General features: G+C 65.0%; 23 protein-coding genes. 8 read left to right on the top strand and 15 right to left on the bottom strand.

The window, feature by feature from the left end; translation table 11 throughout:
• The first annotated feature begins 55 nt into the window (after positions 1-55).
• The 3 genes from BMI91_RS11380 to BMI91_RS11370 all read left to right on the top strand — a co-directional run bounded on the left by BMI91_RS11380 (position 56) and on the right by BMI91_RS11370 (position 3,023).
• A complete protein-coding gene (locus BMI91_RS11380; RefSeq protein WP_078521667.1) occupies positions 56-1,066 on the top strand; it encodes a sugar ABC transporter substrate-binding protein in 1,011 nt (336 codons plus the stop codon).
• 101 nt (positions 1,067-1,167) lie between these two features.
• Positions 1,168-2,244: an ABC transporter permease gene (locus BMI91_RS11375; RefSeq protein ID WP_078521410.1), complete on the top strand. Its 1,077-nt coding sequence runs from the start codon at positions 1,168-1,170 to the stop codon at positions 2,242-2,244.
• Positions 2,241-3,023, top strand: a complete 783-nt coding sequence (locus BMI91_RS11370; RefSeq protein WP_078521408.1) for an ATP-binding cassette domain-containing protein — start codon at positions 2,241-2,243, stop codon at positions 3,021-3,023. The genes BMI91_RS11375 and BMI91_RS11370 overlap by 4 nt, the downstream gene beginning before the upstream one ends.
• Positions 3,024-3,312: 289 nt before the next feature.
• On the opposite strand, the gene ccrA is transcribed toward BMI91_RS11370, so the two are convergent.
• Positions 3,313-4,605 carry a crotonyl-CoA carboxylase/reductase gene (gene ccrA / locus BMI91_RS11365; protein ID WP_078542614.1) on the bottom strand — a complete coding sequence of 431 codons (1,293 nt, stop codon included), beginning with the start codon at positions 4,603-4,605 and terminating at the stop codon, positions 3,313-3,315.
• A 294-nt stretch (positions 4,606-4,899) separates the two neighbouring features.
• Between ccrA and BMI91_RS11360 the strand changes: the two genes are divergently transcribed.
• The 3 genes from BMI91_RS11360 (at position 4,900) to BMI91_RS11350 (ending at position 9,328) form a co-directional block, all read left to right on the top strand.
• Positions 4,900-6,870 carry a protein meaA gene (locus BMI91_RS11360; RefSeq protein ID WP_244176612.1) on the top strand — a complete coding sequence of 657 codons (1,971 nt, stop codon included), beginning with the start codon at positions 4,900-4,902 and terminating at the stop codon, positions 6,868-6,870.
• 145 nt (positions 6,871-7,015) lie between these two features.
• On the top strand, positions 7,016-8,560 hold the full coding sequence (locus BMI91_RS11355) for an ATP-dependent DNA helicase (protein ID WP_078604975.1): 1,545 nt from the start codon (positions 7,016-7,018) through the stop codon (positions 8,558-8,560).
• A gap of 51 nt (positions 8,561-8,611) precedes the next feature.
• Positions 8,612-9,328, top strand: a complete 717-nt coding sequence (locus BMI91_RS11350; protein WP_078604974.1) for an SDR family oxidoreductase — start codon at positions 8,612-8,614, stop codon at positions 9,326-9,328.
• Here the strand turns inward: BMI91_RS11350 and BMI91_RS11345 are convergent.
• The 13 genes from BMI91_RS11345 to BMI91_RS11285 all read right to left on the bottom strand — a co-directional run bounded on the left by BMI91_RS11345 (position 9,325) and on the right by BMI91_RS11285 (position 20,374).
• A complete protein-coding gene (locus tag BMI91_RS11345; RefSeq protein ID WP_078604973.1) occupies positions 9,325-10,149 on the bottom strand; it encodes a TIGR02186 family protein in 825 nt (274 codons plus the stop codon). The two genes, BMI91_RS11350 and BMI91_RS11345, sit on opposite strands and share 4 nt — an antisense overlap.
• On the bottom strand, positions 10,149-11,066 hold the full coding sequence (locus BMI91_RS11340) for a sulfite exporter TauE/SafE family protein (protein ID WP_078521398.1): 918 nt from the start codon (positions 11,064-11,066) through the stop codon (positions 10,149-10,151). Before BMI91_RS11340 ends, BMI91_RS11345 begins: the two co-directional genes overlap by 1 nt.
• Before the next feature lie 78 nt (positions 11,067-11,144).
• Entirely contained in the window at positions 11,145-11,945 is an 801-nt protein-coding gene (locus tag BMI91_RS11335) for a purine-nucleoside phosphorylase (protein WP_078604972.1), read from the bottom strand.
• The gene (locus BMI91_RS11330; RefSeq protein WP_078604971.1) at positions 11,929-12,894 is read right to left on the bottom strand and encodes an ABC transporter permease; all 966 of its coding nucleotides are present in this window, start codon (positions 12,892-12,894) and stop codon (positions 11,929-11,931) included. Before BMI91_RS11330 ends, BMI91_RS11335 begins: the two co-directional genes overlap by 17 nt.
• 1 nt (position 12,895) lies before the next feature.
• Positions 12,896-13,993 (bottom strand): ABC transporter permease, encoded by a 1,098-nt coding sequence (locus tag BMI91_RS11325; protein ID WP_078549365.1) that lies wholly within the window; start codon positions 13,991-13,993, stop codon positions 12,896-12,898.
• A complete protein-coding gene (locus BMI91_RS11320) occupies positions 13,993-15,675 on the bottom strand; it encodes an ABC transporter ATP-binding protein (protein WP_078604970.1) in 1,683 nt (560 codons plus the stop codon). Before BMI91_RS11320 ends, BMI91_RS11325 begins: the two co-directional genes overlap by 1 nt.
• Positions 15,675-16,664, bottom strand: coding sequence for a BMP family lipoprotein (locus BMI91_RS11315; RefSeq protein WP_078521388.1), 990 nt, complete (start codon positions 16,662-16,664; stop codon positions 15,675-15,677). The genes BMI91_RS11320 and BMI91_RS11315 overlap by 1 nt, the downstream gene beginning before the upstream one ends.
• Before the next feature lie 152 nt (positions 16,665-16,816).
• Positions 16,817-17,242 carry a ribosomal protein S18-alanine N-acetyltransferase gene (rimI, locus tag BMI91_RS11310; protein ID WP_078604969.1) on the bottom strand — a complete coding sequence of 142 codons (426 nt, stop codon included), beginning with the start codon at positions 17,240-17,242 and terminating at the stop codon, positions 16,817-16,819.
• Positions 17,242-17,892 carry a tRNA (adenosine(37)-N6)-threonylcarbamoyltransferase complex dimerization subunit type 1 TsaB gene (gene tsaB, locus BMI91_RS11305; RefSeq protein WP_078604968.1) on the bottom strand — a complete coding sequence of 217 codons (651 nt, stop codon included), beginning with the start codon at positions 17,890-17,892 and terminating at the stop codon, positions 17,242-17,244. Before tsaB ends, rimI begins: the two co-directional genes overlap by 1 nt.
• Complete coding sequence (locus tag BMI91_RS11300; protein WP_078571230.1) at positions 17,885-18,445, bottom strand: NifU family protein; 561 nt, start codon at positions 18,443-18,445, stop codon at positions 17,885-17,887. The genes tsaB and BMI91_RS11300 overlap by 8 nt, the downstream gene beginning before the upstream one ends.
• Positions 18,446-18,515: 70 nt before the next feature.
• Positions 18,516-18,974, bottom strand: coding sequence for a DUF2267 domain-containing protein (locus BMI91_RS11295; protein WP_078604967.1), 459 nt, complete (start codon positions 18,972-18,974; stop codon positions 18,516-18,518).
• A gap of 3 nt (positions 18,975-18,977) precedes the next feature.
• Positions 18,978-19,433 carry a universal stress protein gene (locus BMI91_RS11290; RefSeq protein ID WP_078521378.1) on the bottom strand — a complete coding sequence of 152 codons (456 nt, stop codon included), beginning with the start codon at positions 19,431-19,433 and terminating at the stop codon, positions 18,978-18,980.
• A 74-nt stretch (positions 19,434-19,507) separates the two neighbouring features.
• Entirely contained in the window at positions 19,508-20,374 is an 867-nt protein-coding gene (locus BMI91_RS11285; RefSeq protein WP_078571232.1) for a branched-chain amino acid aminotransferase, read from the bottom strand.
• Positions 20,375-20,566: 192 nt separating this feature from the next.
• On the opposite strand from BMI91_RS11285, the gene BMI91_RS11280 reads away from it, so the two are divergent.
• Positions 20,567-21,184, top strand: coding sequence for a sugar transferase (locus BMI91_RS11280; RefSeq protein WP_078604966.1), 618 nt, complete (start codon positions 20,567-20,569; stop codon positions 21,182-21,184).
• Entirely contained in the window at positions 21,181-23,292 is a 2,112-nt protein-coding gene (locus BMI91_RS11275; protein ID WP_078604965.1) for a polysaccharide biosynthesis protein, read from the top strand. Before BMI91_RS11280 ends, BMI91_RS11275 begins: the two co-directional genes overlap by 4 nt.
• On the opposite strand, the gene truA is transcribed toward BMI91_RS11275, so the two are convergent.
• Complete coding sequence (gene truA, locus BMI91_RS11270; RefSeq protein WP_078604964.1) at positions 23,268-24,035, bottom strand: tRNA pseudouridine(38-40) synthase TruA; 768 nt, start codon at positions 24,033-24,035, stop codon at positions 23,268-23,270. The genes BMI91_RS11275 and truA overlap by 25 nt on opposite strands.
• Positions 24,036-24,126: the final 91 nt, after the last annotated feature.

Genomic DNA, 24,126 nt, shown 5'->3' with positions numbered 1-24,126 from the left:
CCTCGAAGCCGATCGGAGAGACGGCTGAATTGTTTCTGGGAGGAGACCTGACATGATGAAGAAAACCGCAATTCTCGGTGCGACCGCGCTCGGTCTGATGGCGACGGGCGCTTGGGCGGAAACCACTGCCTGCCTGATCACCAAGACCGACACCAACCCGTTCTTCGTGAAGATGAAAGAGGGTGCCTCGGCCAAGGCCAAAGAGATGGGCATTACGCTCAACACCTATGCGGGCAAGCTCGACGGCGACGTGGAAAGCCAGGTCGCGGCGGTCGAAAGCTGCATCGCGGCAGGCGCCAAGGGTATCCTGATCACCCCGTCCGACAGCCGTGCGCTTGCGCCTGCGGTTACGAAGGCGCGCGAGGCCGGTGCGCTGGTGATCGCGCTCGACACCCCGTTCGAGCCCGCCGACACCGCCGATGCGACCTTCGCCACCGACAACTTCAAGGCAGGCGAGCTGATCGGTCAGTGGGCCAAGGCGAAAATGGGCGACAAGGCTGCGGATGCGAAGATCGGCTTCCTCGACCTCAACCCGAGCCAGGTCTCGGTCGATTACCTGCGCGATCAGGGCTTCATGAAGGGCTTCGGCATCGACATCAAAGACGAGAAGAAGATCGGCGACGAAGACGATCCGCGCATCGTCGGCCATGACGTGACCAACGGCAACGAGCAGGGCGGCCGCACCGCGATGGAGAACCTTCTCCAGAAGGATCCGGGCATCAACGTCGTCTACACGATCAACGAGCCCGCTGCCGCCGGTGCCTACGAGGCGCTGAAATCGGTCGGCATGCAGGATCAGGCGATCATCGTTTCGGTCGATGGCGGCTGCCCGGGCGTGCAGAACGTCAAGGAAGGCATCATTGGCGCGACCTCGATGCAGTTCCCGCTGAAGATGGCCTCGATGGGCATCGAAGCGATCGCGGCCTTCGCCAAGGACGGCACCAAGCCGCAGAACTCCGAAGGTCTCGACTTCTACAACACCGGCGTGACGCTGATCACCGATCAGCCGGTCGACGGCATCGACTCGATCTCGTCGGAAGAAGGCCTGAAACAGTGCTGGGGCTGATCCCCGCCTGAAAGACCGGAAGGGCCGCCCCGCGCGGTGGCCCTTCCCTTTGGGCCGCGTGACGGCCCTTCACCCCACATTGCACAAAGAGGATGACGGACATGACCCAGACCGTTCCGCCTCGCGGCCAGTCCTTCGAGCACGGCCTCGACCAAAGCGACAAGACCGTCGCGGCCTTCAAGAGTAAGAAACGCGGGCTTCTCGGCACGATCCAGCACGGGCTGCACGGCAATCCGACGATGGTGCCGGTGATCGTGCTTCTGTTGTCCGTCGCCGTGTTCGGCCTGGTCGCAGGGGGCAAGTTTTTCTCCGCCTTCAACCTGACCCTGATCATGCAGCAGGTCTCGATCATCGGGATGCTGGCTGCGGCGCAATCGCTGATCATCCTGACCGCAGGCATCGACCTTTCGGTGGCCGCGATCATGGTGCTGATGTCGGTGATCGCCGGCAACCTTGCCGTCTACATGGGCGTGCCCGCACCGATCGCGCTGCTGATTTCCTTCGCAGGCGGCACCGGCGCCGGTTTGCTGAACGGCTTCCTCGTCACCAAGGTGAAACTGCCGCCCTTCATCACCACGCTCGGCACCTGGTCGATCTTCTACGCGCTGAACCTGTGGCTTTCGGGCGCGCAGTCGATCCGCTCGCAGGATATCGACAAGTTCGCGCCCCTTCTGAAATTCTTCGGCAACACGATCACCGTCGGCAATGCGCGACTGACCTATGGCTCGGTCCTGATGGTCGTGGTGTTCCTAGTGCTCTGGTATCTGCTGAACAAGACCGCCTGGGGCCGCCACGTCTATGCCGTGGGCGACGACAAGGAGGCGGCGGAACTCGCGGGTATCCGCACCGACCGCACGCTGCTGTCGGTCTACGGTCTGGCGGGTCTCGTCTGCGCGATCGCAGCCTGGGCGTCGATCGGCCGCGTGGGATCGATCTCGCCGCAGGCCTTCTACGAGGCGAACCTGCATTCCATCACCGCCGTGGTGATCGGGGGCATCTCGCTCTTCGGCGGGCGCGGCTCGATCCTCGGCGCATTGTTCGGGGCGCTGATCGTGGGCGTGTTCCAGTCGGGGCTGCGGCTCGCGAATGTGGACGTGCTCTGGCAGGTCTTCGCCATCGGCTGGCTCATCATCATCGCGGTCGCTATCGACCAATGGATCAGAAAGGTTTCGGCATGACGCAAGAACCCATTCTCACCGCACGCGGTCTGGTCAAACGCTATGGCCGCGTCACCGCCCTCGACGAGTGCGACTTCGATCTCTACCCGGGCGAAATCCTTGCCGTGATCGGCGATAACGGGGCCGGGAAATCCTCGCTCATCAAGGCGATCTCCGGGGCCGTTACGGCCGACGAGGGCGAGATCAAGCTCGAAGGCAAGCCGATCTCCTTCAAGAGCCCGCTGGAGGCGCAGGATGCCGGGATCGCGACGGTCTACCAGACGCTCGCGCTCTCTCCCGCGCTGTCGATCGTGGACAACATGTTCGTCGGGCGCGAGTTGCGCCGCGCCGGTCCGATGGGCAAATGGCTGCGGATGCTCGACAAGCCCGCGATGCGCGCCTTCGCCCGCGAGAAGCTGAACGATCTGGGGCTGGCGACCATTCAGGACATCGATCAGGCGGTCGAGACGCTGTCGGGTGGTCAGCGTCAGGGCGTGGCGGTGGCCCGTGCGGCGGCCTTCGGGTCGAAGGTGATCATCATGGACGAGCCGACGGCGGCGCTGGGCGTGAAGGAAAGCCGTCAGGTGCTCAACCTGATCCTTGATCTCAAGGCAAAAGGTCTGCCGATCATCCTGATCTCGCACAACATGCCGCATGTGTTCGAGGTGGCGGATCGGGTCCACGTTCACCGGCTGGGCAAGCGGCTTTGCGTGATCGATCCGAAGAACCATTCGATGTCGGATGCGGTGGCCTACATGACCGGCGCGAAGCAGCCCGAGGATGCGAACGAAGCTGCTTGAGGGCAGGCAAGAGAGCCCTAAGCGCCCGGTCGGATCGGCCGGGCGTTTTTCGTTTGGGGCTGCGTCCTTGGCGCGGGGCGACCAGCCCCGGGCCGCGCCCGACCCTCCCCCTGGGAGGGCGCATTGGCGATGTCAGCGCGGGAACGAATGGGCGACGGGCTTGCGAGATAAAGTGCCCAGCCACGAACCGATCAAAGCGCCCACCCAAGGCTCGGGCGCGTCCCTCACCCAAAATAGAAAAACCCGCGCCCTCCCGAGCGCGGGTTTCCCGTGAAACAACAACGGCTCGTCAGTTGCGGCGACCCGCTTCCAGCGCGTCCTCGAAGGTACGCAGCCCGGTTTTGGGCGCCTGCACCAGCACGGCCATGTTGCCCGGCTTATGCTCGTTGCGCAGCATCTTGGTGTGGGCCTGCGGAATCTGATCCCACGGGAAGACCTCGGACATGCAGGGGTCCAGACGCCGCTCCACCATCAGCTTGTTGGCCGAGGCTGCTTGCTTGAGGTTTGCGAAGTGCGAACCCTGCAGGCGCTTCTGGTGCATCCACATGTAGCGCACGTCGAAAGTGCAGTTGAAACCCGAGGTGCCGGCGCAGATCACGACCATGCCGCCCTTCTTCACGATCAGGGTCGAAACCGGGAAAGTCGCCTCGCCGGGGTGTTCGAAGACCATGTCCACGTTCACGCCCTTGCCGGTGATGTCCCAGATCGCCTTGCCGAACTTGCGGGCCTCTTTCAGCCACTCGTTATATTCCGGCGTGTTGACCGTGGGCAGCTGGCCCCAGCATTTGAAGTCCTTGCGGTTGATCACGCCCTTGGCGCCCTGATCCATCACGAATTGACGCTTGCTCTCGTCCGAGATCACGCCGATCGCATTGGCGCCCGCGGTGTTCGCAAGCTGGATCGCGTAGGAACCCAGACCGCCCGAGGCACCCCAAACCAGCACGTTCTGACCGGGCTTGAGCTCATGCGGGTGGTGACCGAACAGCATCCGGTAGGCAGTGGCCAGCGTCAGCGTGTAGCAGGCGGCCTCTTCCCAGGTCAGGTGCTTCGGGCGCGGCATCAGCTGCTGCGCCTGCACGCGGGTGAACTGCGAGAACGAACCGTCATGCGTCTCGTAGCCCCAGATCCGCTGGGAGGGAGAGAACATCGGGTCGCCGCCGTTGCACTCTTCGTCGTCGCCATCGTCCTGGTTGCAGTGGATCACCACCTCGTCGCCGACTTTCCAGCGTTTGACCTTGTCGCCCACCTTCCAGACGATGCCGGACGCGTCCGAGCCTGCGATGTGATAGGGCTGCTTGTGGCCGTCGAAGGGCGAGATCGGAACGCCGAGACCGGCCCAGACGCCGTTATAGTTCACGCCCGCGGCCATCACGAGGACGAGCACTTCGTGGCTGTCGATCTCCCAGGTGTCGACGACTTCCTGCTGGAACGACTGCTCGGGCTCGCCATGGCGTTCGCGACGGATCGCCCAAGCGTACATTTTCGGGGGGACGTAGCCGAGGGGCGGCATCTCGCCGATCTCGTAAAGGTCCTTCTCCGGCGCATCGTAGGGCGCGATACCGGTTTCCTGATCAAGGGCCATGGCTTTCTCCTGTCTGTCCTTGCCGCGCCGCAGAATCGGGCGGTGTTCGTTCAGAGGGATACGCATGGCTGCGCAACTTTTCAATCCCTGACGTTCCGTTTTTGTAATTTTATGTCTCTCTCGATTTTCGAGCTGCGAGCAAGCCCCTATTTATAAAGCTTCGCGTCGCGGACGCTGCGTGAAACGAGTCACGCCGCGTTGCAGCGAATTGACAGGATCACAAAATTCAATTTAAACCATCCCAACGCGCAACAATATTGCGCAACGAAGATTCGTATTCCGATGGAGGCCGCCATGACCGACACGATGCCCGCCAAAGACCGCCCCTGGCTGTTTCGCACCTATGCGGGCCATTCCACGGCTGCCGCCTCGAACGCGCTCTATCGCAACAACCTCGCCAAGGGGCAGACGGGTCTTTCGGTTGCTTTCGACCTGCCGACCCAGACCGGCTATGACAGCGACCATGTCCTGTCGCGCGGCGAGGTGGGCAAGGTCGGCGTGCCGGTCTGCCATCTGGGCGACATGCGTGCGCTGTTCGATGGAATCCCGCTCGAGCAGATGAACACCTCGATGACGATCAACGCGACGGCGCCGTGGCTCTTGTCGCTCTATATTGCGGTGGCCGAAGAGCAGGGCGCGGATGTGTCGAAGCTGCAGGGGACGGTACAGAACGATCTGGTGAAAGAGTATCTCTCGCGCGGCACCTATATCTGCCCGCCCAAGCCCTCGCTCGCGATGATCACCGATGTCGCGGCCTATACCCGCGAGCACCTGCCGAAATGGAACCCGATGAACGTGTGTTCCTATCACCTGCAGGAAGCCGGGGCGACGCCGCAGCAGGAGTTAGCCTTCGCGCTTGCGACCGCGATTGCGGTGCTGGACGATCTGAAAACCAAGGTGCCGGAAGAGGCTTTCCCGGCGATGGTCGGGCGGATCTCCTTCTTCGTGAATGCGGGCATCCGCTTTGTGACCGAGATGTGCAAGATGCGCGCCTTCACCGAGCTGTGGGACGAGATCTGCCGCGAGCGTTACGGTGTCGAGGACGAGAAATTCCGCCGTTTCCGCTATGGCGTGCAGGTGAACTCGCTCGGCCTGACCGAACAGCAGCCCGAGAACAACGTCTACCGCATCCTGATCGAGATGCTGGCCGTGACGCTGTCGAAGAACGCGCGCGCCCGCGCGGTGCAGCTGCCCGCCTGGAACGAAGCGCTCGGCCTGCCGCGCCCCTGGGATCAGCAATGGTCGCTGCGGATGCAGCAGATCATGGCCTATGAGACCGACCTTCTGGAATATGGCGATCTGTTCGACGGCAACCCGGCGGTGAGTGCGAAGGTCGAGGCGCTGAAGGACGGCGCGCGGGCCGAGCTGGAAACGCTCGACGGTATGGGCGGGGCGATTGCCGCGATCGACTACATGAAATCGCGTCTGGTGGAATCGAACGCCGCGCGGATCAACCGGATCGAAGCCGAGGAAACCATCGTCGTCGGTGTGAACCGCTGGCAGCAGGGCGAACCCTCGCCGCTGACCGCAGGCGATGGCGGCATCATGGTCGTCGACCCGGCGGTGGAGCAGGAGCAGATCGACCGTCTGAACGCCTGGCGCGCCGAGCGTGACGAGGCCGCGGTGCAGGATGCGCTCGCGCAACTCAAGGCGGACGCGAAGGCTGGCAAGAATATCATGGAAGCTTCGATCGCTGCCGCGAAAGCGGGCGCGACCACCGGCGAATGGGCAGGCGTGATGCGCGCCGTTCATGGCGAGTATCGCGGCCCCACGGGGGTCTCGCGCTCGCCCTCGAACCAGACCGAAGGGCTCGACGATATCCGCGAGGCCGTGGATGCGGTGAGCTCGCAGCTGGGCCGTCGTCTGAAATTCCTCGTCGGCAAGCCGGGCCTCGACGGCCACTCGAACGGCGCCGAGCAGATCGCCTTCCGCGCCCGCGATTGCGGCATGGACATCACCTATGACGGCATTCGCCTGACGCCGGAACAGATCGTCGCCAAAGCCATCGAGGACGAGGCGCATGTGGTGGGGCTGTCGATCCTGTCGGGCTCGCATATGCCCCTGATCGAGGAGTTGATGGAGCGGATGCGCGCCGCTGGCCTCGACCATGTCCCGGTCGTCGTCGGCGGGATCATCCCGGATGAGGACGCGAAGAAGCTCCTGAGCTTCGGCGTCGCGCGCGTCTATACGCCCAAGGATTTCGAGCTGAACCGGATCATGATGGATATCGTGACGCTCGCGACCCCGGCCGAAAAAGCCGCCTGAGCAAGCAGCCCGTTTGGGATCGGGAAGGAGCAGGCGTCTTCTTCTCGACCCAAATATCCCCGCCGGAGGCTCCCGGCGTCGGACCCCGCGAAAACCGAGCCCTTTCGCCCTTCCGCCCGCCAAGGCGCGCAGGTAAGGTCGCGCCATGACGACCCCCATGATCCAGTTTTCCGAGGACCAGGCCGAGGCTTGGGATGCCGTTGCTTCCGCGCTCGAGGCGGCAGGGGTCGATATTCTCGAAGGCTCGATGACGCCGGAAAGCGGCAGCAATCGCGTGCTTTCGGTGATCGGCAAGGCGGGGTCGGGCAAGACGCTGCTTCTGGCGGAGCTTTATAAAGCGTTGGAGGCGGCAGGCGTCGATCTGGTCTCGGGCGATTTCGAGGGCAAGCGGCGCCGCGAAAAGCGCACGCTGGCGATCCTCGCACCCACGAACAAGGCGGCGAGCGTCTTGCGCTCGCGCGGCGTGCCCGCGACGACGATCCATCGCATTCTCTACACCCCCGTCTACGATCCCGAATACGAGCGGATCGCGGAATGGCTGACCGGGCAGGGCGAGCGGCCCAAGCCCGAATTGCTGATCGAAATGGGCCTGACCGAAGCGACGCTCGACCGGGCGAAAGCCTTCTACGATCTGCACAAATCGATCCCGGCGGCGCTGGCGTCGGCGGGGCTGCGCGGCTCGGATTTCATCAATGGCTGGAAGCGTCGCGAAGACCCGCTCGATATCGGGTTTGTCGATGAGGCCTCGATGCTCGACGAGCGGCAGTTCGACGATCTGCGCGAAATTTTCCCGACGCTGGTGCTGTTCGGCGACCCGGCGCAGCTCGCCCCGGTGAACCAGTCGGGCGAGATGGTCTTCGAGCGTCTGCCCGACGAGCGCAAACACATCCTGCACCGCATCCACCGGCAGGCCGAGGATAACCCGATCCTCGATCTGGCGCATATGCTGGGCGATGAGAACCTCACCTTCGAGCAGTTCGAGCGCGAGATCGAGAAAGCCGCCGCCAAGGACGACCGCGTCGTCTGGGCCGAGCGGGTGGAGAGCGATCTGATGGCGCGCTCGCCGGTGCTGGTCTGGCGCAACGCGACGCGCATCCGGCTGATCCATGCCTTCCGCGCCGCGCATTCCGCGCCGGCCGACATGATGCTGCCGGGCGAGCCGTTGATCTGCGACGGGATCGAACTGCCGGTGAAGCACCGCAAGAAGCGGATCGATCTGGAGGCGCGCGGTCTGATCAAGGGCGCGCAGGTGATCTATCTCGGCCCCGGCAAGAAGCCCGGCTTCTCGCGGCTGCATGTGATGGGGGCGGAAGATCCGCGGCTCTCGGCGGCCTCGATCGTGAAGATCGAAATGCCCGACGAGGAGGAGCCGTTCATTCCGTTCGCGGCCCGGATGGGCGCAACCTTCCTGCATGGCGCGGCGGTGACGATCCACAAGGCGCAGGGCTCGCAATGGGAAGACGTGCAGGTCTTCGCGCCGGATATTTACGCGGCTTACAGGGCAGGGCGCGTCGAGGCGGGCATCCCGCTGTGGAAGCGCCTTGCCTATGTCGCGATCACCCGGGCGCAGCATCGGCTCTTGTGGGTGGTGCGGGCGCGGCTGGCGCGGCCCTCGGCGCCGCTGACCATTGACGACCTGCCGAAAGGCGGCGGTAAGCTGGAACTGAAAGCCGAACCGCAGGACGGATAGGGCAGGAGCCTCCGGCGGGGATATTTGAGCCAAGGCGAAGGAGGGGCGAAGATGGGCGTGATGGTGGTGACCGGGGCGAGCGCCGGGATCGGGCGCGCGGTGGCAGAGGCCGCGCTGGCCGAGGGCTGGCAGGTCGCCTGTCTGGCGCGCTCGGAGGACAAGTTGGCGGAGGTCGCCGCGCAAGGCGACGGGCTGGCCGCGGCCTGCGATGTGAGCGATGCGGCAGCGGTGGAGCGCGCCTTTGCCGAGGTCGTCGCGAAGTTCGGGCGGATCGACTTGCTGTTCAACAATGCCGGGATGTTCCCGCCTGCGGCCTTGCCCGACGAGGTCACGCTGGAGGATTGGGATGCCTGTATCGCGGTGAACCTGACGGGGATGTTTCTCTGCGCCCGCGCCGCTTTCGCGCAGATGCGCAAGCAGACGCCGCGCGGCGGGCGGATCATCAATAACGGCTCGATCTCGGGGCAGGTGCCGCGCGCAAAATCGCTCGCCTATACGACGACGAAACACGCGATCAACGGCATGACCAAGCAGATCGCGCTGGATGGGCGCGATTTCGACATCGCCTGCGGGCAGATCGACGTCGGCAACGCGCGCACGGGGTTGCTGGCGAATATGGATGCGGCGGCGACCAAGACGGCAGAGCCCACGATGGACGTGGCCAATGTCGCGCGTTCGGTGCTGCATATGGCCTCGTTGCCGCTTGAGGCGAATGTGCTCAACATGACGGTGATGGCGAGCGCGATGCCCTTCGTCGGGCGCGGTTAACGCACGAAGCGGAAGATCGCGGCGGCGGCCCAGCCAGCGAAGACCGCAAGCGCGAGTGACAAGAGCCCGTAGAGCGCCGCATTCTCATGCGCGAGCGTGTAGAGCCAGCGCTCCAACCCGACTTTACGCACCTCGATTGCGGATTGGTATTTGTCCACCAGTTTGCCGTCGCGCAGCAGGAAGATACGCGTCTTGTAATCGCCCTCGGTGAGGTTCGCAGGCAGCGCGAAATCGGCGCGGAACAGCGTGTTGTCCACGATATGCACGCCGCCGGTCTCGAGTTTGTAGAGCCCCTGTTCCTTTCGGATATCGACGAGCGCTTCGGTGAAGGGGATCGAATCGTCGACTGTGATCGGACCGGAGAAAGCGCGCATCGCGAGCGGAATCGAGATCCGCTGCTGGGTGTCGGTGCGCCGATCGAGGATATCGCCGAGCGGGCTGGAGGTGGCGACGGCGTAATAGCTGGGGGCTGCGGCGACGCCGACCGAAGCCGTGTTCACCCAGATCCCGAATTCACGCGATTTCTTGCGGATGGTGACCGGGCCGAGCGGCCCTTCGAGCGTCACGATCACCGCCAGTTTCTGCCCTTCGGGCTCCGGCTTCTCGCGTTTGATGGCGCCGTAGATCAGGATCTGGCTGCCGTCGAAGGAGGTCGTGATCCCGATATTGTCGCGGCTGAGGCCTGCCACGATCTGCTCGTCAGGTTCGGGGCGATTGGTGATCGGCATTCCCGGACGCGCGGGCAGAACCTGTTGGTCCTGCGCCAGCGCGGGCAGGGCGACAGCGCAGAGGCCGATGGCGAGGAGGGCGGCACGGATCATCATTCGCCCCCCGTCGCGATGGAGTAGAGGTTGCTCGGATGAAGCACGAGGTCGAGGCCGAGCTTGCCCGCGACGATGATCACGAGAAGCGCCAGCAGAATGCGCAGCTGTTCTGCCTTGAGGCGCGCGCCGAGACGCGAGCCGATCTGCGCGCCGATCACGCCGCCGACGATCAGCAGGAGCGCCAGCATCACGTCGACCGTCTGGTTGGTGATCGCGTGCATCAGCGTGGTGAAGGCCGAGACGAACAGGATCTGGAACAGCGAGGTGCCGATCACGACCTTGGTCGGCATGTTCAGCAGATAGATCATCGCCGGGACCATGATGAAGCCGCCGCCGACGCCCATGATCGCCGCGAGGATACCGACCGCGACCCCGACCAGCAGCGGCGGGATCACCGAGATATAGAGGCCCGAGGCGCGGAACTTGAACTTGAAGGGCAGCTTGTGGACCCAGGTGTGCTGAACGCGCTTCTTGCGCACGCCACCGCCCTTGCGCTGCTTTTGGATGGTGCGGATGCCCTCTTGCAGCATCAGAAGGCCGATCAGGCCGAGGAAGACGACGTAGCAAAGCTGCACCGCGAGGTCGATCTGGCCCAGCTCGGTCAGCAGGTTGAAGACGTAGATGCCGCTGGCCGAGCCGAGCAGGCCGCCCACCAGCAGCACGAGCCCCATCGGGATGTCGACCGCCTTGCGCTTGAGCTGCGCCAGAACGCCCGACACAGACGAGGCGACGACCTGGTTCGCGCCGGTCGCCACGGCGACGGAAGGCGGGATGCCGATGAAGAACAGAAGCGGGGTGATCAGGAAGCCGCCGCCCACGCCGAACAGGCCCGAGAGCAGCCCAACGATGCCGCCGAGCCCCAGCAGGGTGAAGATATTGACCGAGACTTCGGCGATGGGCAGGTAGATCTGCATGAACTGCACCCGCTGAGGAGGTTGCATCGTTAGTGTCCCCGAAGGGCAGGCGAAGTCAAACCCCGCCGTGCCGCGGGGTTACAACTGTTGCAGATATCGTCGCAAAACCTGTTCGAGCTTGGCCGCGCCCATGGGCGCGATCGCCTTGGTCTGCTCGTGGCTGATATTCTCCTGTGCCATGCCCGCCCCCATATTGGTGATGACGGAGACGGCGGCCACGCGCAGCCCGAGGAAGCGCGCAAGGATCACTTCCGGCACGGTCGACATGCCCACCGCATCGGCGCCGAAGACTTTCGCGGCGCGGATTTCGGCGGGGGTTTCGAAGGTCGGGCCGGAGAACCAGCAATAGACCCCTTCGGGCAGTTCGATCCCTTCGGCCTTGGCGGCGGCTTTGAGCCCGGCGCGGATGTCCGGATCATGCGCCTCGGTCAGCGGCACGAAACGCGCATCCGAGGGCTCGCCGATCAGGGGATTGTTGCCCGAGAAGTTGATGTGATCGTTCAGCATCATCAGCCCGCCGGGCTGGATGTCCTCGCGCAGGCTGCCGGCCGCATTGGTCAGCAGCAGGCTCTCGCAGCCAAGCTCCTTGAGGATCTCCAGCGGCAGGCGCATCTCGGCGGGGTTGCCGTGTTCATAATAGTGAACCCGACCGCCGAAGACCGCGACGCGGACGCCTTCGAGCGTGCCGATCACAAGCTTCGGATTGTGCCCCGAGACGCCTGCATGGGGAAAGCCCGGAAGCTCCGAATAGGGGATCGCCACGCCCTCGACCTCCTCGGCCAGATGGCCGAGGCCGGAGCCGAGGATCAGGCCGAGGCGCGGGGCCTCGTCGCCCGCGCGTTCGCGGATCAGTTGCGCGAGATCAGCGCTCTTTGACATAGGGCTGCCCCCCTGCACGCGGCGGGATCGCCTTGCCGATGAAACCCGCGAGGATGATCACGGTGAGGATGTAGGGCACCGCCTGCATGAACTGGATCGGTAGGGTCACGACGCCCAGATCGATATTCGGATAGCGGTTCGAGATCGCCTCCAGCAGGCCGAACAGCATCGTCGCCCCAAGTGCCGGAACCGGCCGCCATTTCGCGAAAATCAGAGCCGCGAGAGCGATATAGCCGCGCCCGGCCGTCATTTCCTTCACGAAGCCAGCCGCAAGGCCGGTTGCCAGATAGACGCCGCCCAGACCTGCAAGAACGCCAGTGATGGCGACGGCGGTGTAGCGCATCCGGATGACCGAGATGCCTGCGGTGTCGACCGATTCCGGGTTCTCGCCCACGGCGCGCAGGCGCAGGCCGAAGCGGGTGCGGAACAGCACCCACCAAGTGATCGGCACCATCGCGAAGGCGACATAGACGAGGATCGAGTGGCCAGAGATCAGGTTCGAGTAGATCGGACCGAGGAAGGGCACATCCTGCACCGCCTCAGCGCCGGGCAGGGTGATCGGATCGAAGCGCCCGTTGCCCGAGAGTTGCGGCGTGCGGCCACCCTGATGGAACCAGCTTTGCGCGATCAGAACGGTAAAGCCCGAGGCAAGGAAGTTTACCGCGACGCCGGAAATCAGCTGATTGCCGCGGAAGGTGATCGAGGCGAGGCCATGCACGAAGGCGAGGCTCATCGAGCCTCCGACGCCTGCGAGAAGGCCAAGCCACGCATTGCCCGTCACCGCCGCGACCGCACCGGAGAAGAAGGCGGCCATCAGCATCTTGCCCTCGAGGCCGATGTCGAAGATGCCCGCGCGTTCCGAGAACAGACCTGCGAGGCAGGCGAGCAGCAGCGGCGTGCCGAGGCGAACGGCGCTATCGAGAATTTCGATGATCGTTCCGAAATCCATCTCAGGCCTCCTTCCGGGCGTTGGCGCGCGCGACGAAGAAGCTCTCGATCGGTGCGCGCAGCATGTTGTCGAAGGCCCCGGTGAACAGGATCACGAGCGCCTGGATCACGGTGATCAGCTCGCGCGGGATCGTGGTTTCCAGCGCCAGCTCGCCGCCGCCCTGGTAGAGGAAGCCGAAGAGAAGTGCCGCGAGGAACACGCCGAACGGGTGGTTGCGGCCCATCAGTGCGACCGCGATCCCGATGAAGCCCGCGCCCTCGACCGAGTTGAGCACGAGGCGATGCGCCTCGCCCATCACGTTGTTGATCGCCATCAGACCGGCGAGGCCGCCCGAGATCAGCATCGCCGCCATCACGATTTTCACCGGCGAGATGCCAGCATAGCGCGCCGCCGACTCCGACCGCCCGAAGGCGCGGATCTCGAAGCCCAGCTTGGTGCGCCAGATCAGCACCCAGACGAGGTAGCAGGCGAGGATCGCCACGAAGAAGGACACGTTCGCCGGGACCGATTTCGAGAAGAACTGACCGACGAGCGGGAAGTCATGGAAGGTCGGCAGATGTGTCGACGCGCCGAAGCGCGCGGTGGCCGGGTCCATCGAGCCGCGCGGACGCAGCACGTTGACCAGCATGTAGTTCAGCACCGCCGCGCCGATGAAGTTGAACATGATCGTTGTGATCACGATATGGCTGCCGCGCTTGGCTTGCAGATAGGCCGGGATCGCCGCCCAAGCCGCGCCGAAAATCGCGCCGCCCGCCATCGCTGCGATCAGTGCGATGGTCCAATGCGGCCACGGGAAGGCCAGCAGCACCAGCGCCACGCCCAGACCGCCGAGCGTCGCCTGACCCTCGCCGCCGATATTGAACTGGCTGGCGTGATAGGCGACCGCGACCGCGAGGCCGGTGAAGATGAAGTTGGTCGCGTAATAGAGCGTGTAGCCCCAGCCATAGGGCGAGCCGAGCGCGCCCGAGACCATGACCTTGATCGCCTTGATCGGGTCTTCGCCGATTAGCAGCACCACGATCCCCGAGATCACGAAAGCGATCAGCAGGTTGAGGAGCGGAATCAGGGCCACATCGACCCATTTCGGTGTCTTTTCCATTATTGGCTCTCCTCGGGCGCGGCGATCGTCCAGCCGTCCATGCCGCGCACGTCCTCGCCGCCCATGCCCGCCATCAGGCAGCCCATGCCGGTCTGCGTGGCGGTCTCGACGGGGCCGATGCCCATGACCTGCCCGTCGAACATGACCGCGACCCGGTCCGAGAGCGCCCGGATCTCGTCAAGCTCGACCGAGACCAGCAGGATCGCGGCGCCTTGGTCGCGCAGTTCGATGATGCGTTTGTGGATGAATTCGATCGCGCCGATATCGACGCCGCGCGTGGGTTGGCCCACCAGCAGCAGCGCCGGATTCCGTTCGATCTCGCGGGCCAGCACAATTTTTTGCTGGTTGCCGCCGGAGAAGCTTTTCGCGGGCAGGGTCGGGATCGGCGGGCGCACGTCGAAGCGTTCCATCGCCTCGGCCGTGTGGGCCACGATCCCCGCATTGTCCATCACGAAGCGGTTCTTCTGATAGGCGGGATCGGAGTGATAGCCGAAGACCATGTTCTCCCACGCGGCGAAATCGAGGATCAGCCCGAGGCTGTGGCGGTCCTCAGGAACGTGCGAGATGCCCCGGCGGCGGCGGGATTGGCCGTCGCTATGCTTGCCCGTGAGGTCGATCTCTTCGCCGTTGATGCGGATGTGGCCGGTGCCCTTGGCGAAACCGCCGAGGATTTCCAGCAATTCGGACTGGCCGTTGCCCGCCACGCCCGCGATCCCGAGGATCTCGCCCGCGCGGATTTCGAGATTGATGCCCTTGAGGCGCTCGATCCCGTCTTCGTCCTTCACGCGGAGGTTCTCGACCTCCAGCACGGTTTTGCCGGGCTGCGCAGGCGTCTTGTCGACGTTGAGCAGAACCTTGCGGCCGACCATCAACTCGGCCAGTTGCTCGGGCGAAGTCTCGGCGGTTTTCACCGTCGCCGTCATCTCGCCGCGGCGCATCACGCTGACCGTGTCGGTGATCTCCATGATCTCGCGCAGCTTGTGGGTGATCAGGATGATCGTCTTTCCTTCCTTGCGGAGGAAATCGAGGATGCGGAAGAGGTGATCGGCCTCGGCGGGCGTCAGCACCCCCGTCGGCTCGTCGAGGATCAGGATATCCGCCTGACGATAGAGCGCCTTGAGGATTTCCACGCGCTGCTGGTGGCCGACGGAGAGCTCTTCGATCTTCTCGTCGGGATCGACGTTGAGCTCGTATTCCTCGGCGAGGCGCTTGAGTTCCTTGCGGGCCTTGGAGAGCGAGGGGCGCAGCAGCGCGCCATCCTCGGCACCAAGGATGATGTTCTCGAGCACGGTGAAATTCTGCACCAGCTTGAAATGCTGGAAGACCATGCCGATGCCGGCGCTGATCGCGGCCTGGCTGTCGGGGATATGGGTGTGCTTGCCCTTGATCCAGATCTCGCCCGCATCGGCCTTGTAGAAGCCGTACAGGATCGACATCAGCGTGGATTTCCCCGCGCCGTTCTCGCCGATGATACCGTGGATCGTGCCGGGCATGACCCGGATCGAAATGTCCTTGTTGGCCTGCACCGTGCCGAAGGCTTTCGAGATGCCTTTCAGCTCGATCGCGGGCGCGCCCGTGGGCGTGGCGGCAGCGTGGGCCGCTTCGGCCGCATCGCTGGCGTTTTCAGTGGCAAGGGCGGCAGTTGCCTGCCGCCCCGCGTTGTTCGACTCTGTTGTGCTCATCACTCGACCGGGCAGCTGTCGTCCGACATGTAGTCATGCACTTCGATCTTGCCCGAAGCGATGTCGGCTTTCGCCTGCTCCACCGCTTTTTCCATCTCGGGCGTGACGAGCGACTTGTTGTTGTCGTCCATCGCGACGCCGACGCCGTTCTGGGCCAGACCCATCACCTTGATGCCCGGCTTCAGATCGGGGCCCGCCGAGAACGCGTCATAAACGGCGTTGTCGACGCGCTTGAGCATCGAGGTCAGGACCTTGCCCGGGTGCAGGTAGTTCTGGTTGCTGTCCACGCCGATCGACAGGACGTCGCCATCTGCGGCTGCCTGCAGAACGCCGATGCCGGTGCCGCCAGCGGCTGCGTAGATCACGTCCGCGCCCTGGCTGATCTGGGCCTTGGCGATCTCGCCGCCCTTCACCGGGTCGTTCCAGGCCGCCGGGGTGGTGCCGGTCATGTTCTGGATGACTTTCGCGTCGGGGTTCACGGCTTTCACGCCCTGAACGTAACCGCAGGCGAATTTGCGGATCAGCGGGATGTCCATGCCGCCGACGAAGCCGACGGTGCCGGTTTTCGATGCCATCGCGGCCATCATGCCGACGAGGTAGGAGCCTTGCTCTTCCTTGAAGACGATCGACTCGACGTTGGGCTGGTCGACGACCATGTCGACGATCGCGAACTTGGTGTCGGGGTAGTCGGGAGCGACGGTGTTGAGCGTGTCGCCGAAGGCGAAGCCGGTCATCACGATCGGGTTGGCGCCCGACTCGGCCAGTTTGCGCAGGGCCTGCTCACGCTGAGCTTCCGACTGCATTTCCAGTTCCTTGTAGGAGCCGCCGGTCTCTTCGGCCCAACGCTTGGCGCCGTTGAAGGCGGCCTCGTTGAAGCTCTTGTCGTATTTGCCGCCCAGATCGTAAATGATCGCGGGATCGGCCAGCGCGGCCCCGGCGCTGAGCGCGAGCGCGGTCGCGGCGCCGAGGAACTTGGTGAAATAGGTCATGGATTACTCCCGAACGTTATGGCCCTGTTGGATAAGCCTGTTGGCGCGCTCGGTTCAGCGCGCGGACCCGGCGATTTGGGCAGAGCTTGCCAAAGGGGTCAAGCGTCAAGTTGTGGATGACGCGGGGTCGCAAGACAAATTTGATTGAACGGTCAGCTTGTCGCTCTAGCGAGTGGCAAAGTGAGAACCAGCGCGTCGATGCGATCGCCTTCCGGGCTGCGGTAATAGCCCTTGCGACGCCCCGATTCCTTCCAGCCGGTCGCGGCATAAAGCGCGCGCGCGGCGTCATTCTCGGCGGAGACTTCGAGGAAGGCGCTTTCGGCCCCCAGCGCCTCGGCTTCCTGTGCGAACCGCTCCACCAGCGCGCGGCCGGTGCCGTTGCGCCGCGCTTTCGGGTCGACCGCGAGGGTCAGAAGCTCGGCCTCGCCCGCGATGACGCGTCCCAGAAGGAAGCCTCGGTTCTCGTTCAACAGGAAAGTGCCGGGGCTGCGCATCAGATCCCGGAATTCGGCCTCGTTCCACGGGCGTGGTGTTGTGAAGCAGGCGGCATGCAGCTCGGCGAGGGCTTCGGCGCGCATCAGTCGAGGATCCTTGGCGGCGGATCGGAGGGCGGAGCGGCATCGGCCGCACGCAGATAAAGCGGCGCGGGGCGTTCTCCGGGGATGAATTCGCGAGAGGCTGCGATCCGTGCGATGGCTTCGGCAGGCGCGAAAGCGGCGGGCGCGGCGGCGGCGCCGATCCGTTGGGCGACCTCCTCGGCGGCGGTGCCGATGCAGGTCAGGCCGGGTTCGGCCAAGCCCTCGGGAAGCGCGTCGAGTTCATGTAGATCGAGCGGGATGGACTGAGCGGTGCGGAACCCTTCGAGATAGGCTCGTTCCCGTGGTGCTGCGACGGCTGCAAGCACCGGACCTTCGCTGCCGAATTGCGCAGCGTCGGTGATCGAGACGCCGAGAGCCGGGGCCCGCAGGCTCAGCGACAATCCACGCGCGGCGGAGACGGCGATGCGGACGCCGGTGAAATTCCCCGGCCCGATCCCGACGCCGATCCGCGTCAGGTCGCGCCAGCCGACGCCTGCCTCTGCGAGCACCTCTTCCAGAAGCGGCATCAGCCGTTCGGCCTGACCGCGCCCCATCTCTTCGTGGCGCGCGACGAGGCAGTCATCACCCGACAGCAAAGCGGCCGCGCAATGCGCGGCCGATGTGTCGAAGCCTAGCGTCAGATCAGGCATTGACCGGACGGACCTCTGAAACCTCGGGGATGTAGTGTCTGAGCAGGTTCTCGATCCCCATCTTGAGCGTCAGCGTCGACGAGGGGCACCCGGCGCAAGCGCCCTGCATGTGCAGGTAGACCACGCCACGCTCGAACCCGTGGAAGGTGATGTCGCCACCGTCCTGCGCCACGGCCGGGCGCACGCGGGTGTCGAGCAACTCTTTGATCTGCGAGACGATCGCGCCGTCCTCGCCGTCATGCTCGGCATGGCCCGAGGGCGCGGCTTCGCCTTCGATCACCGGGGCGCCGGACTGGAAATGCTCCATGATCGCGCCGAGGATCGCCGGTTTCGCGTGATCCCAGCTAGTCGCGTCATCTTTCGTCACGGTCACGAAGTCCGAGCCGAAGAACACGCCGGTCACGCCGGGCACTGCGAAAACGCGCTTGGCCAGCGGCGATTTGGCCGCCGCTTCGGCGGAGGGGAAATCAGCGGTGCCGGTCTCCAGCACGGTCTGGCCGGGCAGGAATTTCAGCGTCGCGGGGTTCGGGGTCGTCTCGGTCTGAATAAACATCGCGTGCCTCCTTGGCTTGCCGCTCATATGCGCCTTCCGACTGAATTAATCAAGTAATCGCGGCTATGCGCTAGATGATGCGCGGCGCGATCTGGGCGGGATCGGTGACCTCCGGGCGCCAGAACGCCTCCGCTTCCGGCCCGATCCGCGCAAGAGCGGCCTCGAAGTCACGACGATTGACATGGCGCCAGAGCGCAAAGGCGGTGGCCTCGATGGCATTGTCGGGGGTCAGGTTGTGATGCGGGCGCAACGCCTGCGCTTCGCGGGTCATCTCGGTCCGGCTGCCGAACGGGCGCGGCGCCGCCATCACATCCCAGTGATACAGGAAGATCGCGCGCAACACCGCAGGCAGGCAATCGGCGAAGGCGATCGCCTCGACAGGGCGCAGCCGCGCACGGAAGGTGACGAAGACGCCCTCCACCGCCGTGTAGGTCATATTGTCGGAGCCGAGGCTCATCCGATCGCGCGCATCGGCGAGGAAAGAGGCGAACTCCTTCTGCGCATGGCGATAGGTCCAGGGCATCGGCATCGGTCAGGTGATCTGTTCGAGCTTTTCCTTCGACATCTCGCCCGGCACGATCGTCAGCGGGCAGGGCAGCGTTCCGGCCTGCTTGACCATCTGGCTGACCAGCGGCCCCGCACCGCCCTTGCCGGAGCCTGCGCCGAGGACCAGCACGCCGATCTCGGGATGTTCGTCCATCACGGCGATGATCTCGGGCACGGGTTCACCCTCGCGGATCACCAGTTCCGGCTCCACGCCCTGACGGTCGCGCATCCATTTCGCGAAGACCTCGAAATGCGCCTCGATCCGCTCGCGGGCTTCTTCGCGCATGATCTCGGCCACGCCGATCCAGTGCTGGTATTCGTCGGGCGGGATCACCGAGAGGATGATGACGCCGCCGCCGGTATGGTTCGCGCGCATCGCCGCGAACCGCATCGCGTTGAGGCATTCGCGGGTATCGTCGAGCACAACCAGAAACTTGCGCATGGCTCCTCCGGGACGGGGTGTTCGTGGATCATCGCCCGGCGCGAGGTCTTTGGCAACCGCGGGGGTGTCGAGGCTCAAAGCGGCGACCCTTGTGCCCAGTCCATATAGGCCTCGCGCGCCCGCTGGGTGCCTTTGCCGGGCGTGTAGCTGACATCGTCGAAGCCCGCGACCGGCGTGACCTTGGCGAAGTTGCCGGTCAGGAAGACCTCGTCGGCATTGCGGAAATCGTCGAGCGTCAGCACCGCTTCATGCACCGTCTCGCCACCCTCGCGCAGAAGGCCCATGATCCGTTTGCGCGTGAGGCCTGCAAGGAAGGTGCCGTTCGGCATGGGCGTGAAATACTCGCCATCCTTCACCATCCAGACGTTTGCCGTCGCGCTTTCGGCGACGTTGCCCATCGCGTCCTGCACCAGCGCGTTGCCGAAGCCTTTGCGCTGCGCCTCGACCAGCATCCGCGCGTTGTTCGGATAGAGACAGCCCGCCTTCGCATCCGTGACGTTATCGGCCAGAACGGGGCGGCGGAATTGCGTGGTGGTCAGCGTCGTCGACTTGCCGGGGTCGGGCATCGCCACCTCTTCGAGGCACAGTGCGAATCCGGTCTCGCCGGGCTTCGGCGCCACCCCCAGATCGGAACCCGCGATCGCCCAATACATCGGGCGCACGTAAACGGCGGCACCCTTGTCGTATTTCCGCAGGCCCTCGCGCGCGATTTCGACAATCTCCTCGGCGGCGAGAGTCGGCGTGATCATCAGCGCCTCGGCGGAGCGGTTGGTGCGCGCGCAATGCGCGTCGAGATCGGGGACGACCCCGTCGAAAAGCCGCGCCCCGTCAAAGACTGAGCTGCCTTGCCAAAGCCCGTGATCGGCGGCGCGCATGACGGCGATATCGCCCTCGTGCCATGCGCCTTCGAACCATGTGCGGATGTTTTTGCCGAATGCCATCGGTGCCTCCTTCGTATCGGGCGCGATCCAACCACTCGCGCCCCGCGAAGTCCATACGACCGATTGTATCGGTGTCAGGTGTCGTGAGGTCCGGTCATGGGAGCGGGGCTGCGTTAACCGCATCGCAACTGCGACCTGCCTAGGCTTGCGGAAGTTTCGCCCCTTGTGGCTACCCGTAACTGGAGATTTGGCATGACCCTGGCCCGGCGCAGGCGTAAACGTCTCTTCGATCTGACGCTGGCGGTGCTGGCGCTGCCCGTGGTCTTGCCGCTGATCGTGCTGGTCTGGTTGGCGGTTGCACTGGTGCAGGGGCGACCGTGGTTCTACGGCGGCGAACGGATGCACAGTCCCACGCGCAGCTTTCAGATGTGGAAGTTCCGCACGATGGAGGCGGAGGCGGGCGATCACGGCATCACCGCCGGGCATAAGCGCGCGCGGATCACCCCGCTTGGGCAGATCCTGCGCCGGTGCCACGCGGATGAGTTGCCGCAAATCTGGAACGTCCTGCGCGGCGATATGAGCTTCGTCGGACCGCGCCCTCCGCTGCGCGAGGTGGTTGCGCGTTTCCCGCAGCTCTACGCGCAGGTGCTCGCAAGCCCCCCGGGGATCACCGGGCTCGCAAGCGTGCAGTTCGCTCAAAAAGAGGCGCGTCTGCTGGCGCGATGCCAGACGGCAGAGGAGGCGCTACGGATCTACGATCAGGCTTGCGTCCCCGAGAAAGCCCGGCTCGATCTGCTTTACCAAAGACAGGCCTCGTGGCGGCTCGATCTTGCGCTGATCTGGCAAACTCTGCGCGGAGGGATCGCGTGAGGGAAGCGCTCACCGACAAAATCGCGACGCGCCTGATCGCGCTGTCGCGCCCGCGCAAGGCGGCTGTCATCGCGACGCTCGATGCGCTGCTCGCGATGGCGTGCCTTGCGTTGGTGTTGCAACTCACGCCTGCCTTGAGCCGCTGGAGCCTCGAAATGGATGCTTGGCTCCTGGTCCTGACCGGAAGCGGTCTCGCCGCAGTGGCGAGCCTCGGCACCGGCTTGGCGCGCCTGCCCCTGAAGGACTTCGCCATGCTGGGGGCGGGAAAAGCGGTCGTCCTCTCCTGCCTCCTTGCACTGGCCCTCTGGGTCGGCCTCGGGTGGCAGGGCGGCGACACTGCGCTCTTCTTTGGTTGCGCATTTCTATCGGGCATCGTGGTCCAGCGTTGGGCACTCCTGGCGCTCACGGGATGGCTCTATCGACGTTCGAATGTCGTCTCGCGCATCGCGATCTACGGCGCAACGCCGGAGGGGATCGCTCTGGCACGGGCGTTGCGCGACCGATCCGGTTTTTTGACCTGCGCCTATCTCGACGACAGCCCCGTCTTGCGCGGCGCGACGTTGTACGGGGTGCCGGTTCTGGGCCCCGCGGCGCGCGAGGCGCTGATCCGCAAGTTTAATGTCGATCGCGTCGTCCTCGCCGATCCGCGCCTGCCCGAGCCGCGCAAGGCAGCGCTGGCGCGTGACCTCTCGTCCCTTGGATTGCGCTGCGAGGCGCTGCCGGATTTCGCTCTGCTGGTCGGCGGCGCGGATCTTGCCGCGCGGCTCGAACCGGTGCGCCCCGAGCGCTGGCTGGGCCGCTGTGAGATCACCGGGGACGACCCGCCTGAGGCAGAGTTCTACTGTGGAAAATCCGTGCTCATCTCGGGGGCGGGCGGCTCCATCGGGGCAGAGCTTTGTCGTCAGATTCTCGTCTGTGGCCCGGCGAAACTCGTCCTGCTCGAACTCTCGGAGCCCGCGCTGTTCGCCCTCCTGTCCGACCTGACGCCACTCGCCGCCCGCGCGGGTGTCGATCTCGTCACCCGGCTCGGCTCCGCCGGGGACGCGGCGCTGGTGCGGGAGATCTTCGCACGCGAGGCGATCGATGCCGTGTTCCACGCCGCCGCCTACAAGCACGTCGCGCTGGTGGAAGAAAACCCGCTTTCCGGATTCGCGAATAACGTCACCGCCACAGTCTGTCTCGCACGGGCTGCGCGGGCCGCGAAAGTTGCGCGGTTCGTGCTGATTTCCAGCGATAAGGCGATTGCACCGCGCTCGGCCATGGGCGCGTCGAAACGGATGGCGGAGCTGGTGGTGCAGGATCTTGCGACCCGCGCGGGCGCGACAGTTTTCTCGATCGTGCGCTTCGGAAATGTGATCGGCTCGTCAGGATCGGTCGTGCCGATTTTCGAACGGCAAATCGCTCAAGGCGGCCCGATCACGCTCACCGATCCTGACGCCACACGCTATTTCATGACCATCGCCGAAGCGGCGCGGCTCGTGCTGATCGCCGGGCGCTGGGAGGTTTCGGGGCGGGTCTACGCGCTCGATATGGGCGCACCGATCCGGATCGGCGATCTCGCCCGGCAGATGGTCGAGGCGCGCGGGTTACGGCTGCGCGGGCCGGACTGCCCCGACGGCGAGATCGAGTTGTTGCGGATCGGTTTGCGGAGGGGGGAGAAGTTGCACGAGGCCCCCGTGACCGGCGCGCATAGCTGCGCGACTGCGCATCCGAAGATCACGCATGCGCCAGTGGCCCACCTCTCGGAACGCGAGACCGCCCTGCTTCTGCGTTATCTAGATATGGCTTTGGCGCAGCGTTGCCGGGAGCGGCTTGAGGAACTCATATCGACGCTGCGGCGAATGGAGGGCGATGCGCTACCGCCGCTCGTGTTGGACGAAGCCTCGCGTCTACAAAGCGCGGACGCGCGGGAAATCGATGTCACCGACAAGGACTGGTGCCGGCAAAACGGAACGCCCGGAAGCGAAGTGGCAAGCGCCGTGAATGAGGACGCGGCGTTCGTCCCTGCTGAAACGCGCGGTATCGCCCTGCCAACGCCAATGCCATTATGTCCTGCCCCGCCCCGCCCGGCGCGCGGGGCGCGTCAGGCGAAGGGATCGCTGGGATAGCCGACCGCGCTTAGATAAAGGCCCTGCGGCGGGCAGACGGGTCCGCAAGCGGCACGGTCGCGCGCGGCGAGCGCTTCGCCCATGCGCTCGGGCGGCCAGGATCCGGCGCCGACGCGCTCCAGCGTGCCGACGATCGAGCGGACCTGATTGTGCAGGAAGCTGCGCGCGCGCAGGTGAAACCGGACCTCGCGCCCATGCGGGATGTCGAGCGACTCGATCCGGATCTCGTCGAGCGTTTTGACCGGCGAGTTCGACTGGCACATTGTCGAGCGGAAGGTGGTGAAGTCATGATGCCCGATCAGATGCGCGGCCCCTTCGCGCATCGCCTCGATATCGAGCGGGTTGAGGACCTGCCAGACCAGTCCGCGGTCATGGGTTGCCGGCGCGCGGCGTTGCACGAGCCGGAACAGGTAGCGCCGCTCCTGCGCCGAGAATCGAGAGTGGAATTCGTCTTCGACCCGGGCGCAGGCGAGGATCGCGACCGGCGCGGGGCGCAGGTGATAATTCAGCGCCTCCGACAGCCGGAACGGGTCCCAATCCTTCGTCAGATCGGCATGGGCGACCTGCCCGGTGGCATGAACGCCCGCATCGGTGCGGCCAGCCGCGGCGATCGTATGGGGGCCGGGTTCGAGCTTGGCCAAAGCCGCCTCGACCGCGCCCTGCACCGAAGGCTGGTCGGCCTGACGCTGCCACCCGGCGAAGGGCCCTCCGTCATATTCGATTTTGAACGCGTATCTCGGCATGGAGCGGCCATAGCCCGAGCGCGCCCCGTTTCGCAATCCCCTCCGGGCCACGCGCCGCGATTGCGGGCCCATGCACGGGGCGGCTTGCCCT

Source organism: Thioclava sediminum, from assembly GCF_002020355.1.
Lineage (GTDB): Bacteria > Pseudomonadota > Alphaproteobacteria > Rhodobacterales > Rhodobacteraceae > Thioclava > Thioclava sediminum.
The sequence above is the reverse complement of the archived record's forward strand: the minus strand, read 5'-3'. Positions and strand labels throughout refer to the sequence as shown.